Below are 15,244 nucleotides of genomic sequence, written 5' to 3' on the forward strand. Positions count from 1 at the left end.
ATGATCAACAAACTATTCCAGTTGTTAGCTGCATCGTGCTTTTTAGTTGGGATGGGCTGTGCCCAAGCGACTCGAATTAAAGATGTCGCAGACATTGCGGGCGTGCGTAATAACCAATTAATTGGTTATGGCTTGGTGGTGGGGTTGCCTGGAACAGGAGAGTCCGGTAACTCGTTCGCCGATCAATCTTTTTCGACGATGATGCGCAATTTTGGGATTAAGATCCCTTCCAATACGACTTTGAAGATTAAAAATACGGCGGCAGTTATCGTGCAAGCCACGTTGCCGCCATTTGCTAAACCTGGACAATCAATTGATGTGACCGTTTCTGCAATTGGCCAAGCGAAAAGTCTACGAGGCGGAAGTTTAGTACAGACCTTTTTGAAAGGGGCGAATGGTAAAGTGTATGCACTTGCTCAAGGAAGCCTCATTGTGGGTGGTTTTGGGGCACAAGGTGCCGATGGCTCAAAAATCATCGCCAACACGCCAACGGTAGGGCGTATCCCCAATGGGGCGATTGTTGAACAATCCATCAAGTCGCCTTTTGATCAAGGTGACTTCATTACCTTTAACTTAAAACAACCTGATTTTACCTCGGCCAAGCGATTAGCTGATGCGATTAATAAAATGGTCGGGCCGCACACGGCTGAACCTATCGATGCAACGTCAGTTAAAGTCTATGCTCCGCGTGATCCAGCGCAGCGCGTTGATTACCTTTCGACCTTAGAAAATATTGAATTTAAACCAGCGAGTGAGTCAGCCAAAATTATTGTGAATTCACGCACGGGTACGATAGTTATCGGTAAAGATGTGAAATTGCTTCCAGCTGCCATCACCTCCGGCGGGTTAACCGTTAAAATTACTGAAAATCCACAAGTTTCTCAGCCTAATGCGCTTGCTGGCGGTAACACTCAGGTAACGCAAAATTCTAATATTCAGGTGAATAAAGGTGACGGACGGATGTTTAAGTTCCAGTCAGGCGCTTCATTGGATGATTTGGTACAGGCGGTGAATCGGGTAGGGGTTGCGCCAGGGGATCTTGTTTCAATTCTTGAAGCGCTCAAGCAAGCCGGTGCCATTCAAGGCGATCTCATTATTATTTAAGGGAATTTTCAGATGGAATTACAAAATCCACTGTTGATGCAAAATGCGATCAGCCAACAGCAAAGCTATAATGATCTCAATCAGCTTGATACTTTGCGCCGCGAAGCGAAAACCCATCCACATAAAGCATTGGAAGCGGTTGCTCATCAGTTTGAAGCGCTGTTTATGCAACGATTGTTAGAAGAGATGCGTAAATCTAATAGTCAATTTTCCAGCTCAGACTCCATCAATAACAATCGCTATGTGAAAAACTATCAGCAGATGTATGACAAGCAACTATCGCTGGATTTATCACAAAATGGCTCGTTAGGTTTGGCACAATTAATCGTTCAACAATTAGATCCCGATAGTGCGCATATTGTACCGGCCAATCAGCTGCGAGCCGCCGGTTCAATAGAAGACAAAATAAAAATGGGCCACATGGTTCAGTTAAATAAATTGGCAGATAAGTCAGTACCCGCAGAAGTTGGCAAGAAAGTTGCTCATAAACCTATAATGTCGATGCAAGCACGGCGGTTCTATGGTGAGAATCCCGTTCAACAACCCGCAACGAAAGTGCAAGCGGCAACCGAACGGCAGCAGTTTGCCTCTGAACATGAGTTTGTGCAATCAGTATTGCCTTTGGCGCGCCAGATTGCAGGGCCTGCAGGGATTTCGCCGTTAGCTGTGGTGGCTCAAGCCGCATTAGAAACAGGCTGGGGCAAACGCGTAATGACTAGTGAAAAAGGCTCAAGTAGTCATAATTTATTTGGTATTAAGGCGGGTAAAAGTTGGCAAGGTTCCAAAGTTCGGGTCAACACGTTGGAATTTCAACATGGTGTCGCCGAGCCCAAACGGGCAAACTTTAGAGCCTATTCGTCCTTTGCCGACAGTGTTAAAGATTATGTGTCGCTGCTACAAAAGCCACGTTATCAACAAGCGTTGGCGCATGGGGATAATCCTGCACAGTTTGCAGAGCAATTGCAGCAAGCAGGTTATGCAACTGACCCAAATTATGCAGTGAAAATGAAAAAGATACTCGATAGCGAGGTGCTAGCGCAGTATCAACCGTGATAATGGAGATAGAATTGTATGCCGGATTTATTAAATATTGCAGGCTCTGGCGTGTTGGCTCATCAGCGTTTGCTGGTGACAACAGGCAATAATATCTCCAATGTCAATACGCCAGGTTATTCGGTGCAACGCACAGAATTTCAGCCTGAATCAACCGGTGGTGTGGGTCGTGGTTATACCAATCGTGTTGTTAATCAGTTTGCCCAGCATGCGGTATGGCGAAATACGGCTGAACACTCACAAAAACAAGCCTATCTGGATAAACTGACTGAAATCGATAAGGTTTTAAGTGATGACTCACTCTCTTTAAATCCAACCTTAGATAAAACTTTTTCGCACATTCACGCGATGAACGATACCCCGTTATCGACATCGACACGCTCGCTGACCTTAGATGGGTTTAATGGCTTGCTGCGTCGCTTTCGCTTGCTGAATGGGCAATTTGCCAACCAACAAAAACATATCAATGGTGAATTGAAAGAAAAAGTTTCTACAGCGAATAAACTGATCAAAAGTTTGCAGGATATGAATGTTCAGATCATGAGCTATAGTGGCTCATCTGAACAGAGTGGGCTAAGTACGCTAGAAGACAAACGAGATAAAGCGGTTCATGACCTCTCCAAAATCTTAAAAATTCATACGGTCGCACAATCCAACGGTGCACTACTGGTGTTCATGGGTAATGGGAATTCGTTGGTGACTGAAAAAAACCACGCAGAATTAGATTTACGTCCAGGGAATCCCGATCCGACCCAAGATGACTTGTATCTGAATTGGACAAGGACAGAAGCGAAGATGACCCCCTCTCATGTGGGTGGAGCATTGGGTGGGCTGCTGGTCTATCGGGATGCTGTGTTTAATCCAAGTCGCAATAAACTGGGTCAAGTTGCCATCTCATTGGCGGATGCATTTAACCGACAAAACCGCTTAGGTATGGATCAAGAAGGCAAACTGGGTGGTGATATATTTTCTTTGCCCAAGTTTGATGGGCTGGCATTTAAAGGGAATACTGGTAATGGCAAAATCGCCGCTCATATCATCCCAGGGAAAGCCAGTGATACCACTCCTTATGACTATTTAGTGAAATTTCAAAGTGGCAGTAATTTTACTATTCAGCGAATGGATGGAAGTAAACCCATTGGGGGTGCTGTGCCAGGCAGTACATCAGCTGATTACCAAATTGATGGCTTGAGTCTTGATTTTTCTTCAGGCGGTTTTGCTAGTGGCGACAGCTTTATGATGCGTCCTACCTTGGAAGGGGCTCAACAAGTGCAGCTAACAATGACTCAGCCTGAAAAACTGGCACTTGCCGCGCCAGTTCGAGTCGATCAAGAGTTGGATAATTTAAGTAATGCTAAAATTTCGTTATCCAGTGTCAGCAATACCGGTGCTGGTTCGGGATTTACTTCCCCCAGTGGTTTAGATATCCACGCACCGCAGAAAATTGAGGTGAATCAAAGTGGGGGCTATGACATCTTTGATGGTGACGGCCACAAACTGGCTTCCTTACCACCTAGTACTAATGGTCGCAATATCTTAAGCCAAGCCAAATTGTCTCCTGGTTATGATGTGTCAATTAGTGGTCAGGCTAAACCGGGCGATGTGTTTACGATCAAGTACAACACGGAAGGGTATGCAGATAACTTTAATGGCTTGAAAATGGCTGACTTGCAGCAAAAAGCGACGGTTCGAAAAGGGCTCACTAATCAGGCCGATAGCGATAAGATGACGTTTAATGATGCATACTCTGCGGCGGTTAGCTTTGTTGGTGGAAATGCTTCAGAAGCTCGGCTTGATCTAGCGGCTTCGAAGTCACTTTTGACGCAGAGTGAAAATTGGCAACAATCAGTGTCGGGGGTCAATATGGATGAAGAGGCATCAAATATGGTGCGCTTCCAGCAAGCCTATGCGGCTTCAGCACAAGTCATCGGGACTGCTCAAAAAACCTTTGAATCGATTCTTAATGCCTTGAGGTAGTTACAATGCGTGTTGCAACCATGAATCTTTATAACACCTCATTAAATGGGATTTTACAAGCTCAGCAGCAGGTGGAAAAATCGAATCATCAATTAGTGACCAATAAACGTTTGTTGGAATCTGCAGATGGTCCAGCTGATATGTCGCAAAAGATGGCTATTGATACTGATATTAATCAGAATTCTCAATATAAGAAAAATGGCATTTCGCTAGCTAACTCCTTAAGCTTTCAAGAGAACATTTTAAATAGTATGCATGATTCAGCGCTGCGCGCTCGCGTACTTGGGGTGCAATCGGGTGATGGCTTAAATGGTATGACTGAGCGGCGTTCGATGGCGAATGAATTAACTCAGATCCGTAACCAAATGGCCGATCTTGTCAATACGAGAGATGCCAACGGGAACTATGTGTTTGCTGGGTTTCAATCACAAATTCAGCCGTATGTTTTTGATGGACAGCGTTATCACTATGTGGGTGATAATGGCAAGACAAGTTTGAAAGTAGGTGCATCTGTTTATATTCAAAGCAATACAACGGGTCAAGAAGCATTTGAAGATGTTCCATTAAGACGTCATGTTAAAGGTAACTCAAGTGGTATTTATGTTGATGTCGATGAACAAAAAACATTCGATACATTTTATAAAAATACTTATAACGATCTTAATCCACAGGATAATACATATACTGTATCAACTTCTGCAGGAACACCGAATCATTACACAATTTTAAATAATAATGGTGATCAGTTAGCCAGTGGTAACTATGAAAAAGGGAAACCTTTTTTGTTTCAAGGTCTAAAAATAAAACTAGATTCAGCACCAGGGACAACCGAATCATTCTCTTTAAAGAAACCGCAAAAAGGTAATATTCTAAATATACTTGGGCAATTTATTGATCAACTTAAAGATCCTAATGTGATTGGTAATGATTATGATCAGGCGCAAGAAGATTTCTTAGTCGGGATCGATCATTCTACCGAAAAGCTGAATTTGACCATGGGCTCACTAGGGGCCAGAGAAAATGGTTTAGATTCGCTGGAAAATGCACAGTCGGCCATTGATATAATTAATAAAAAATCAAGGGCATCACTTGGAGAAGTTGACTTTTCTAAAGCGGTGACTAATCTATCCAAGGCTGAATTGGCGTTGAATACTTCATATTCAGCCTATAGTAAAATTAGTAAAATGACGCTGTTTAACTATATTTAAAGCTTTATTGTGAAATATCTGAAAGAGGGCTTATGATAGCCCTTTTCTTTTTCCTCTGATTTAATCAGAGGCATCTGTCTCTTGCTGTTAATTATTTGTTAGCCTTTCTTGATGATATTCTCTTTTATTCCTTTTGCCATCATCTCTCATCTCTTCCTGTATTTATTTTGCTAAAACAGAGAAAAAAACTTAATGTTTTAAGCCTCACGCCGATAGTTTAACTATCTCTGATATAGAGGTATTTGCTGAGTTGTTCGGTTTCTGTAAAAGGCAAAAAAGTCCTAAAGGAATCGATATCTCAGCCGTTAAATAAGGTAAGTCAGCGAGATATAAGCTGTCCCCCATAAAAGCCGATAAAAGCGGATCAGATTGTAGATAGGAGATATAACTATGGCACTTTATGTCAACACGAACGTATCATCGTTAGATGCACAGCGGCAATTAAGTCGTTCTAGTTCGGCGCTGAATACCTCGTTTGAACGTTTAAGCTCAGGTAAGCGTATTAATTCGGCTAAAGACGATGCAGCCGGTTTACAGATTTCAAACCGAATGACTTCACAAATTCAAGGTCTCAACCGAGCAACTTTGAATGCGCAAGATGGGATTTCAATCTCGCAAACTGCTGAAGGTGCGATGGATGAAATCACCAGTTCCTTGCAACGTATTCGAACACTTGCAATTCAATCTCAAGATGGTGTGAATACCAGTGATGATCGCAATGCATTGCAAAGTGAAGTATCACAGCTAAAAACTGAGATGAGTCGTGTGGCACAAACCACACAGTTTGGTGGTGTGAATATTCTTGATGGTAAGTTCTCAGCGAAGTTTTTAGTTGGGGCCAATGCTGGTGAGCAACAAAACATCAGCGTCAATATTCAAAATTCAGGTGGTTGGGGAACAAGTGGTTTAAGTTTAGGAGCACTCAGTGTTAATAGCGTGCCATTAGCTTCTGCTGCTGTAGCGCAAGTTGATGAAGCGATTAAAAAAGTGGATTCACAGCGTGCGAAGTTAGGTGCGGTGCAGAATAGGTTTCAATCGACTATTCGTAACTTGTCAAATATTTCAACGAATGTGACAGAAGCTCGTTCTCGAATTCGGGATACAGACTATGCGAAAGAGACCGCTAATCTGACCAAAAATAAAATTATTCAGCAAACTGCGACCACTATTTTGGCTCAAGCCAATCAGCGTCCACAAGCTGCACTGTCTCTACTAGGATAAAAAAAAGGACGGTGGGGTTCAATCCACCGTCCATAGGAGGTTTTACTGCGCAGTAAGACTCTTAGGAGGCTCAATTCCTAGAATTATATATCGGCGCATTTTTGTTTCGCTCTCAATCTCCTATCGTATCGAGCGATTAGGCCAGGTGTTCACCCTGGCCTTTTTTTTTGCAGCTGTTCAGACTGCAATAAATTTAAAGCATCTATTGTGCCAACTTGTTAAATCAAAAGATTGACGCCTCTTATACTTATTAAAGTAGTCTATCCTCTTAGTGTCATGATCAATTTCACAGTTAGGCGGCAAATTAATTCCTCTTTTTAACCAAATAACTCTAAAGTTTGCCGCAACGGTGCCGTTATCCTTAACGAAGAGTAAATCTTCAGCGAAGGAATGGTTGGCTAATCAGAGCAGTTCACTCAGATTAGAGTTCACCAGCCATTCCAGATTATAGACTGTCTCGACCAGTTCAATCGAGATAGTGATATCTTAGGAGGCTCAAATTATGGCATTAGTAGTCAATACCAACGTGTCATCTCTCGATGCACAACGTTATCTGTCGCGTTCTAGCAGTCAGCTAGATACCGCCTATCAACGCTTGAGCTCAGGGAAACGAATCAACTCGGCCAAAGATGATGCAGCAGGTCTGCAGATTTCAAACCGGATGACATCGCAAATCCAAGGTCTGAATCGTGCCGTGATGAACGGACAAGATGGCATTTCTGTAGCTCAAACAGCAGAAGGTGCAATGGATGAGTTAACCACTATGATGCAACGGATGCGGACATTGGCCGTTCAGTCGCAAGATGGTGTTAACAACTCCGATGACCGAAACGCTTTGCAAGCTGAAGTTTCATCGTTGAAATCTGAAATGAGCCGTGTTTCTCAAACGACTCAGTTTGGGGGAGTTAACGTATTAAATGGTTCATTCTCTGCTAAGTTCCTTGTTGGGGCGAATGCGGGTGCTAACCAGAATATCAGCGTCAATATTAGCCGGAGTAATGGTTGGGGCGCTAAAGGATTGGGATTAACTAGTTTATCGGTTCAAACGGTCGGTCAATCCAGTGCTGCTATCGCAAGTTTGGATACAGCAATTAAATCAGTAGATAGCCAACGCGCTAAACTTGGTGCGATTCAAAACCGATTTGATTCAACAATTCGAAACTTAACTAACGTATCTGAAAACGTCACATCTGCCCGTTCTCGAATTCGCGATACTGACTTTGCAAAAGAGACTGCTCGATTAACGCAATCGAAAATTCTACAACAAACCAGTACTTCGATTTTGGCTCAAGCGAATCAACGTCCACAGGCTGCGCTAGCTCTGATCTAAGCGTGTTCTGGTGTTTTGCCAGTTCAGGAGGCTGACATATGTCAAATGATATTGACTCAGTCATGACAAGTAGCAGACCTTCACCAGCGCAGCAACGCTCGGTGGAACCTAGCAAAATCGCGAAACACCAAGATAGTTCGGCGCGGAATTTGCAAGGTCCATCGAGTCAGGCGCCGAAGGAAATGTCAGCGGAGGAGGTTGGCCAAGTTGTTGACGCCGTCAACCAAGTCCTCCAGACTCAATCAACTGCGGTGCGTTTTAAAGTGGATAAAAAAGATGGGCAGTTAGTAACGTCCATCTATAATACCGATACCCATGAAGTGATCCGTGAGATCCCTTCACGGGAACTTCGGGAAATATCCGCTAGACTTAAAGAGTATCAAAGTGCAACTGATCAGGCTGGACTACTTGTTGATCAGTTAGTTTAACGAAAGGTAGGAGCAATTATGGCTGGAATGACAGCTGCAGGTATTGGTAGCGGACTCGATCTGGAGTCACTCATGAAGGCTTCCATTAATGCTGAACGCCAGCCACAAGAGCAAAGACTACAACAGCGTAGACAGACGCTCGATGTAACTTTGTCTGCTGTTGGTAGTGTCAAATCAGCGTTGAGTGGTTTTCGCAATATCTTAGATAAAGCGCTAGATCCTCAGCGTTTTCTTCCTCGTCAAGCGTTGATCGACGGTCAGAAAGTCGGCGGTTCAGTAACACCCAGTAAAGATAGTTCGGCATCGGATAAAAGTACCGCCACAACGACGCCAGTGGATAACTTAGCACAACCTTATTCAGTTTCACTGTCGCAAAAAGCTGTTAATGGTACTTATGATATTGAAGTCCTTCAGTTGGCCAAAGGATCGCGGCTAACGTCCAATGCTGTTTACAAATCTGGTAAAGAAGTTATTACCAAACAGGCAGGGCAAATTACCCTAGAAGCTGGAAAGGGAAAAGATAAAAAATCGTTTAACGTCGATATTTCTGCCGGAATGACTATTGATCAGCTACGAAAAGCAATCAATGAGAATAGTAACAATTTTGGGGTAACGGCGAATTTAATTAACTCAGAAAGTGGCACCCATTTGGTTCTGGATAGTTCCAAATCAGGTCTAGATGATGATGGGGATCCTTCTAATGGTAACCCCAATGACTTGATTGTTACTACTGAAAATAAGCAGCTAAGCGGATTTGTGTCTCATCTACAAGACACTAAAACTGCTGCTGGGGCAAAAGTTCGAATTAATGGACTTGAAGCAACCAGTGAGACCAATCAATTTAAGGATTTGATCTCAGGGGTGAATTTAACCGTCAATCACCTCACATCTTCAGCCAGCCACCTAAAAGTGGAACCTGACATAGATGGAGCAGTGAAGAACGTCCATCAGTTTGTCGATGCTTACAATAAAGTGATCACGCAAATTGATAAATACAGTAAATCAGAGAAGGTGCAAAAAGGCGGCGATAATAGTAATCGTAAGCCGTTAAGTGGGGATGCGATGTTGCGAACCATGCGTTTTGCTCTGGGTAAAATTTCGAGTAGTGGGTTTAGAGATCCTGAGCAAACCAATCGGGTTCAAACGCTCTATGGTGTCGGTATCAAAATGGATCGTGATGGTAAATTATCCGTTGATGACGATAAACTTAAAGAGCAATTGCAGGGTGATATGAACCAAGTTGGCCGATTTTTTGCATCTAAATCCGGTGTGGCCGATCGATTTTCCCGATTTGTCAAAAGCTATGAACAAGTGGGCGGTATTTTATCTCACCGTGAACAAACGGTTCAGACTCAGCTAAAAGGCGTTCGTGAAGGACAAACTCAGTTGGATGATCGGATGGCTCAGTATGAAAAAACGTTACGAGAGAAATATACGTCATTTGATCAGTCAATGGCTGGATTGAAAGAACAGATGAATTATGTTCAAAGTCACCTTTAATTACAGTTGAGAGATGTCGTTATGTATAAGAAAGGGATTAACCAATATCGCCAAGTGGGCATCAAAGACCAAGTGGCCACAGCTGATCCTCATAAGATCACTCAGTTATTGATGCAGTCTGCATTAGAAAATTTGGCGATTGCGAAAGGTTGTATGACTCGCAAAGATCTGGCCAATAAGGCCAAACCTATTGCTAAGGCGACGGCGATTATTACTTCTTTACGTAATACGTTGAATTATGAAGCGGGTGGTGAAATTTCAGAGAGCTTAAGTGATCTGTATATATTTATGCTGGAGAAACTGTCCGAGGCCTCGATTACTAACAATCCTCAGCAGATCGCAGATGTTATTGAGATCATGCTACCGATTAAATCAGCTTGGGATCAGATACCAGAGTCGGCCAAGCAAGAAGCATATCAGCAGCAACGTAGTGTCAATGCTGTGTAGTCCTAATGACTAAGTCTGAGAGCCTTTTAGAGCAATTAGAGCAGCGCTCTGATGAACTACTGGCATTGATTGTCACTCAGTTAAACCATAGCGACGAAGCTGAGCGATTGACTCAATTATTAGATGATCATCAACTCATTTTGGAACAAATTGTTGAGGTTGGTGGTCACGACCATCGTTCCGTTTTAGCTGAACGTCTTACCCGATTACAGCAGGTGTTCGATGAGTTTGCCAAGGGTCAACAATTGATTGAACAACAGCTTGGCGCGCTAAGACAGACTAAACGCTTGGCTAAGACCTATAATCCGCAACGTTAAATCATAATAAGCAACCTATGCTGAATGCTATCGATTATCAACTCTGTTCTGATGAAGCCCGCCAACAGGCTAATGAAGCACAACTTGCCCCTGTGTTATTAAAGCGCCAGCAGCTCAATCTTGCGGCTCTTGCTCAAGTGGATGAGGCGTTGGCGGAAAAAATTAAGCAGCACCTTGCCGTGGCATTCGCGCCATTTGTGACACGTAAGAAGTATATTAACGTAATGCATGTTAGCCGAGCTCGGGCGTTATACCCTGTTGTCCCTCCTGAGTACGTTGCTCGTCAAGTCGCTGATTTTTGCCGCCATGCACTATGTATTGATAAACGCCAAGATTATAGCCAGATTACACCGCAGCGTGAAAATGCTCAGAACGTGCGTGACATATTCCCAGGTATTGAACAGCGTTATGTGTCCTTAGATGTAACACCCGGAGAGGCTCTGGTGGTGCTTGGTTGTGGGTTGGGTCATCACTTATTGGCACTGGCTCAGAGTAGCCAATGGCAATCGATAGTGATCGTGGAGCCACAGTTTGATTTATTAAAAGCATCAATGATAAGTGGGCCATGGCATACATTTTTACACTACTGCCAGTTTCATCATATTGATTTGACGATTATTGCCGGTCACGAAGGTAGCGATAATTTGCCTCAGTTACAGCAGTGGTTGATAGACCAACCTGCGCAGAGTTTTCACGTATTTCGTCACTATCAATACCCACTGTTTTGTCGGATTGAGATGGATTTGGCCTTGGGGCGAGTCCATTGGCAAAAATTGACCTCGTTAGCATCACGGGATTCGAAGCAGGATCGTTATTATGAGTTTTCATTTTCACTCAACCATTATTTAGATGTCACTAGAGCGCCTTGTAATAGTGGCTATTTTGATGCGAATTGTCGCGCTTTCCGGCAATTTTTACCGGAGATTGCCGATTCGTTTGCCTCCTATCAAGCTAAACGCTGGGTATTATTTCAAAGTGGAGAAACCAGCTGGAATGTGATTGATATAGAGCAGGGGAATAGTTTATTTTTAGATGATGCTGAGCAGGAGAGTTTGGAGTATTTACGTCATTATGGAAAACATCCAAGATTAGATGCACTGGATGCTCGAAATGGCGCGCGTAAAAGTAGCCCTTATTTGCACTATGACTATTCAGACAAGCTCAAAGCGCTGGTGCAAGAACTCCCCCAGGAAAGTTTTCAGCAACTGCCGCGCAAGCTTCCATCATTTTTGATGTATGGCTGTGCGTTAGGGTATCAACTACAAGCGCTTGTAAACGACCATGAAGTAGATAATTTAATTATCTACGAACCCAATAGTGATTATTTTTACGCGAGTTTGATACTCATCGATTGGCAACGTATTCTCACATCACTTGATGAACGCCAAGCTAATCTTTATCTGAATATTGGTGATAATGGCGAGAATATGGTGGATGATATTTTAACTCGTCTGAGCTATAGCGGTATCCATATTCTCTCGTATACATTTTTTTATGTTAGCTACTATCAAAGCGAGTTTGATCAGCATATTCGCCAGACTCGAGAGCACTTTAAAATTCTGCTCAATATTAGCGAATATTATGATCATGCTTTTTATAATTTAACCCATACACGTGAATCTTTTGCGCAAAATCGCCCTTATTTACGTACCCAACGAGATCATAGGTTTCAGCAAGAACTTGCACAGATACCTGTTTTCATTGTCGGTAATGGTCCATCTTTAGATGGTGCGGTTGAGGCATTGCGAGAATATCAAGATCGCGCCATTATTATCTCGTGTGGTACTAGTTTAAAAGCGCTGTACCAGTATGGTATTCGCCCGGATTTTCACGCTGAGGTTGAGCAAACCCGCTCTACCTATCATTGGATCTGCCAAGTGCCCGATAAGCAGTGGCTGAAACAGATTGATTTGTTAACCGTTAATGGTGTCCATCCTGATGTTTCAGACTTGTTCCGCCAGACATTATTGTGCTTTAAGCGTGGTGAAGCTGCAACGCTCGCACATCTGTTAGCTAATAGTGAAGGGAGCAGTTATCAGGATATTCTCTATTCTTATCCAACCGTCTCTAATTGTGCAGTTGCTTATACGTTAGCGCTAGGTTTTAAGCAGATTTATCTGTTCGGTGTTGATTTAGGTTTTAAAGATCCTCGCTATCACCATAGCCAACAGTCTGCTTATTTTAAAGAGCAAGATGGCTCAGAGATCTATGACTATGCGCAGCATGGCGTTGGTCTGCGAGTTCCTGGCAACTTTGATGATTATGTGTTTACTAAGTATGAATTTAGGTATTCAGCCGAAATCATCGAAAAAACGTTGGCAGAATATGTGGGGGTAGATTGTTATAACACCAGTGATGGTTCATTGATTCAGGGCACTACACCGCTACGGCTTGACCAGTTATTAATTCTCAATGAGCCTTTAGACAAGGCCCATTTTCGCCAGCAACTGTTAGCGACAGCGTATGATACCCAAACTAACCAGATCGCGACTTGTCTGAATGACTGGTTTAGTGACAGTCAGTTTGACTCATACATTGATAGCCTATTGGATATACTTGAGCAACCTTGTGCTAGCTGGCAAGCTGTGTTAGCTCAGCTTACTCAGCAGATGGCGGTATTAGGTTCAGCGGCTAGTAACTACCATTCACTATTTTTTGTACTGATGCGCGGTTCAATGAATTCTTGCTTAACTTATCTTACCCGCTTGGCTTTCTCAGGTGAAGACCAACAGTTATGCATGCATCGCTATGAGCAAGGCAAAGTTATCTGGCAAGATTATTTGCGGGCAATTCGCCAGCACTATACTGTGCATCAAGGCTCGTTTGACCAAACACCTGGGCTTGATTTTTAAGCATGCAGCGTAAATGTAAGTTCTGCATTTATGCAATGTAGGCGGCGTATTTCAGGACGCTTTAATGCGCTAATGACATTTCAGTGCAAAGGTAAAATGGCTCAGAGCGTATGGTTAGTGATGAAAAATAAGGCAGTGACATATTTTAAGATAACGATGCGACTTGCCATGAACAGGCATGGCAAGGATGACGAATGCTTAAAAAAGGATCTTATATTGCTTAACTATATTGCTGATGGATCTTCTGAAAATAGTCGACCAGTGAATATTGTTCGTTATTGATCAAATACTGATAGACAATTCCCGGAAAGGCATAGCTGTATGGATCACGGATCACAAAGGTTTGCGGTGGTTCACCGCCTTGCTCTTCTTGATGAAACCAGTGCCCACCATAATTTTGGATAAATATTTCTCCCATATAAGCACCGAACATATATGACAATGTAAACAACATTTTGTCATTGATAGAGTCGGATCGAAGGGGTATGAGTAACAACTCCACGTCAGCAAGACTTGAGATGCTATAGTCAAGCGTCGTGATCTGTTGTTCCTCGGCAAAGTGAACAGCATCTGCAGCAGATGCCCGCATTAATTCGGAAATATTGGCAGGATCCATAGTGTCCTCAATTAGTTGGTCAGTTGCAGATGGGTATCAAGCACCATACAAACTATAGTTATGATACGTTGCTGGTCGGCAGTACTCAAGGTTGGATAAATCGGTAATGACAGAGCATGTAGATAATGCTCTTCCGCGCCAGGATAATCAGCGTAATTGTTTGCATTGAGTGCTTGATAATAGGGCTGTCGATAGATAGGGATATAGTGAAATTGACAAAATATGTGTTGTGCAGCCAGCGCCTGGTAAATCGCGCTACGCACGTTTGTATTTGGGCAGCGGATCAAAGCTAAATGGTAGGCCGATTGACTGTTTGGAATGAGTGTTTGCATGGGAAGATACGAGCTAAACGCTTGCTGATATCGCGCCGCTATCTGCTGCCGAGCATCAATAAATTGGTTTAAACGCTGAAGTTGTGACAGACCTAAAGCGGCTTGCAAGTCAGATAAACGGTAATTGTAACCAAGTAGTTGTTGTTCATAATACCATGGCGCCGCTGTTTTTTGCTGCCATTGCGTATTATCTTTGGTGATCCCATGGCTTGCGAATAAGCGTATTCTTAACGCTAATTGTTGATCATTGCAGGTGAGCATCCCACCTTCCGCGGTTGTAATTGATTTAACCGGATGGAAGCTAAATACGCAGCAGTCGCTGTATTGACAACTTCCAATGGGTTGACCTTGGTAGGTGCTTCCCAGTGCATGGCAACTATCTTCGATGATGGCTATGTCATGTGGTTGGCATAACCTAGCAACTGTACGCATATCACAGCTATTGCCCCCCAAATGCACGACAATAATCGCTTTTGGGAGTTTTTGCTGTTGCTCAGCTTGAGCCAACATATTGGCAAGTGCTGAGGTAGCAATGTTACCAGTGGCAGGGTCAATATCAATAAACTTTACATCAGCACCGCAGTAGCGAGCACAGTTAGCTGTGGCAACGAAACTCACCGCAGAAACCCACACCGTATCGCCAGCCGTAATACCTAATCCTAAACAAGCTAAATGCAGCGCCGTGGTGCCATTACTGCAAGCAACGGCATATTGGGCTTGAACGCATTGGGCTAAGGCTTTCTCAAAGTTTTCAACCGCGGACCCCTGTGTTAGGCGATCGCTGTGTAAAACATCGCTAACCGCGCTAATATCCTCTGCGGTAATCGTTTGTTTGCCGTAATAAATTGCATGCTTCATG

Annotated in this window: 13 protein-coding genes; 11 read left to right on the forward strand and 2 right to left on the reverse strand. The window is 43.3% G+C overall.

Features of this window, described 5'->3' with window-relative positions; all coding sequences use genetic code 11:
* From ABUE30_RS08295 to ABUE30_RS08345, 11 genes are all read left to right on the forward strand, one after another.
* Window positions 1-1,104 carry a flagellar basal body P-ring protein FlgI gene (locus ABUE30_RS08295; RefSeq protein ID WP_408623567.1) on the forward strand — a complete coding sequence of 368 codons (1,104 nt, stop codon included), beginning with the start codon at window positions 1-3 and terminating at the stop codon, window positions 1,102-1,104.
* A 12-nt stretch (window positions 1,105-1,116) separates the two neighbouring features.
* Window positions 1,117-2,157, forward strand: coding sequence for a flagellar assembly peptidoglycan hydrolase FlgJ (gene flgJ, locus ABUE30_RS08300; protein WP_408623279.1), 1,041 nt, complete (start codon window positions 1,117-1,119; stop codon window positions 2,155-2,157).
* A gap of 18 nt (window positions 2,158-2,175) precedes the next feature.
* The gene (gene flgK / locus ABUE30_RS08305) at window positions 2,176-4,134 is read left to right on the forward strand and encodes a flagellar hook-associated protein FlgK (protein ID WP_408623281.1); all 1,959 of its coding nucleotides are present in this window, start codon (window positions 2,176-2,178) and stop codon (window positions 4,132-4,134) included.
* A 20-nt stretch (window positions 4,135-4,154) separates the two neighbouring features.
* Window positions 4,155-5,342 carry a flagellar hook-associated protein FlgL gene (gene flgL / locus ABUE30_RS08310; protein ID WP_408623568.1) on the forward strand — a complete coding sequence of 396 codons (1,188 nt, stop codon included), beginning with the start codon at window positions 4,155-4,157 and terminating at the stop codon, window positions 5,340-5,342.
* Window positions 5,343-5,732: 390 nt separating this feature from the next.
* The gene (locus ABUE30_RS08315; RefSeq protein ID WP_408623282.1) at window positions 5,733-6,563 is read left to right on the forward strand and encodes a flagellin N-terminal helical domain-containing protein; all 831 of its coding nucleotides are present in this window, start codon (window positions 5,733-5,735) and stop codon (window positions 6,561-6,563) included.
* Window positions 6,564-7,065: 502 nt separating this feature from the next.
* Entirely contained in the window at window positions 7,066-7,893 is an 828-nt protein-coding gene (locus ABUE30_RS08320; RefSeq protein WP_408623283.1) for a flagellin N-terminal helical domain-containing protein, read from the forward strand.
* A gap of 38 nt (window positions 7,894-7,931) precedes the next feature.
* Entirely contained in the window at window positions 7,932-8,321 is a 390-nt protein-coding gene (locus tag ABUE30_RS08325; protein WP_408623284.1) for a flagellar protein FlaG, read from the forward strand.
* 18 nt (window positions 8,322-8,339) lie between these two features.
* On the forward strand, window positions 8,340-9,821 hold the full coding sequence (fliD, locus tag ABUE30_RS08330) for a flagellar filament capping protein FliD (protein WP_408623285.1): 1,482 nt from the start codon (window positions 8,340-8,342) through the stop codon (window positions 9,819-9,821).
* Between the two features lie 21 nt (window positions 9,822-9,842).
* Complete coding sequence (fliS, locus tag ABUE30_RS08335) at window positions 9,843-10,268, forward strand: flagellar export chaperone FliS (protein ID WP_408623287.1); 426 nt, start codon at window positions 9,843-9,845, stop codon at window positions 10,266-10,268.
* Window positions 10,269-10,273: 5 nt separating this feature from the next.
* A complete protein-coding gene (locus ABUE30_RS08340; RefSeq protein ID WP_408623289.1) occupies window positions 10,274-10,585 on the forward strand; it encodes a hypothetical protein in 312 nt (103 codons plus the stop codon).
* 17 nt (window positions 10,586-10,602) lie between these two features.
* Window positions 10,603-13,437: a motility associated factor glycosyltransferase family protein gene (locus ABUE30_RS08345; RefSeq protein WP_408623290.1), complete on the forward strand. Its 2,835-nt coding sequence runs from the start codon at window positions 10,603-10,605 to the stop codon at window positions 13,435-13,437.
* A 220-nt stretch (window positions 13,438-13,657) separates the two neighbouring features.
* Here the strand turns inward: ABUE30_RS08345 and ABUE30_RS08350 are convergent, their stop codons facing one another.
* Together ABUE30_RS08350 and pseC are read right to left on the reverse strand one after the other, a co-directional pair.
* Window positions 13,658-14,053, reverse strand: coding sequence for a hypothetical protein (locus ABUE30_RS08350; protein ID WP_408623292.1), 396 nt, complete (start codon window positions 14,051-14,053; stop codon window positions 13,658-13,660).
* Between the two features lie 11 nt (window positions 14,054-14,064).
* Window positions 14,065-15,243: a UDP-4-amino-4,6-dideoxy-N-acetyl-beta-L-altrosamine transaminase gene (gene pseC, locus ABUE30_RS08355; protein ID WP_408623293.1), complete on the reverse strand. Its 1,179-nt coding sequence runs from the start codon at window positions 15,241-15,243 to the stop codon at window positions 14,065-14,067.
* Window position 15,244: the final 1 nt, after the last annotated feature.

The organism is Celerinatantimonas yamalensis (assembly GCF_046054155.1).
GTDB lineage: Bacteria > Pseudomonadota > Gammaproteobacteria > Enterobacterales > Celerinatantimonadaceae > Celerinatantimonas > Celerinatantimonas yamalensis.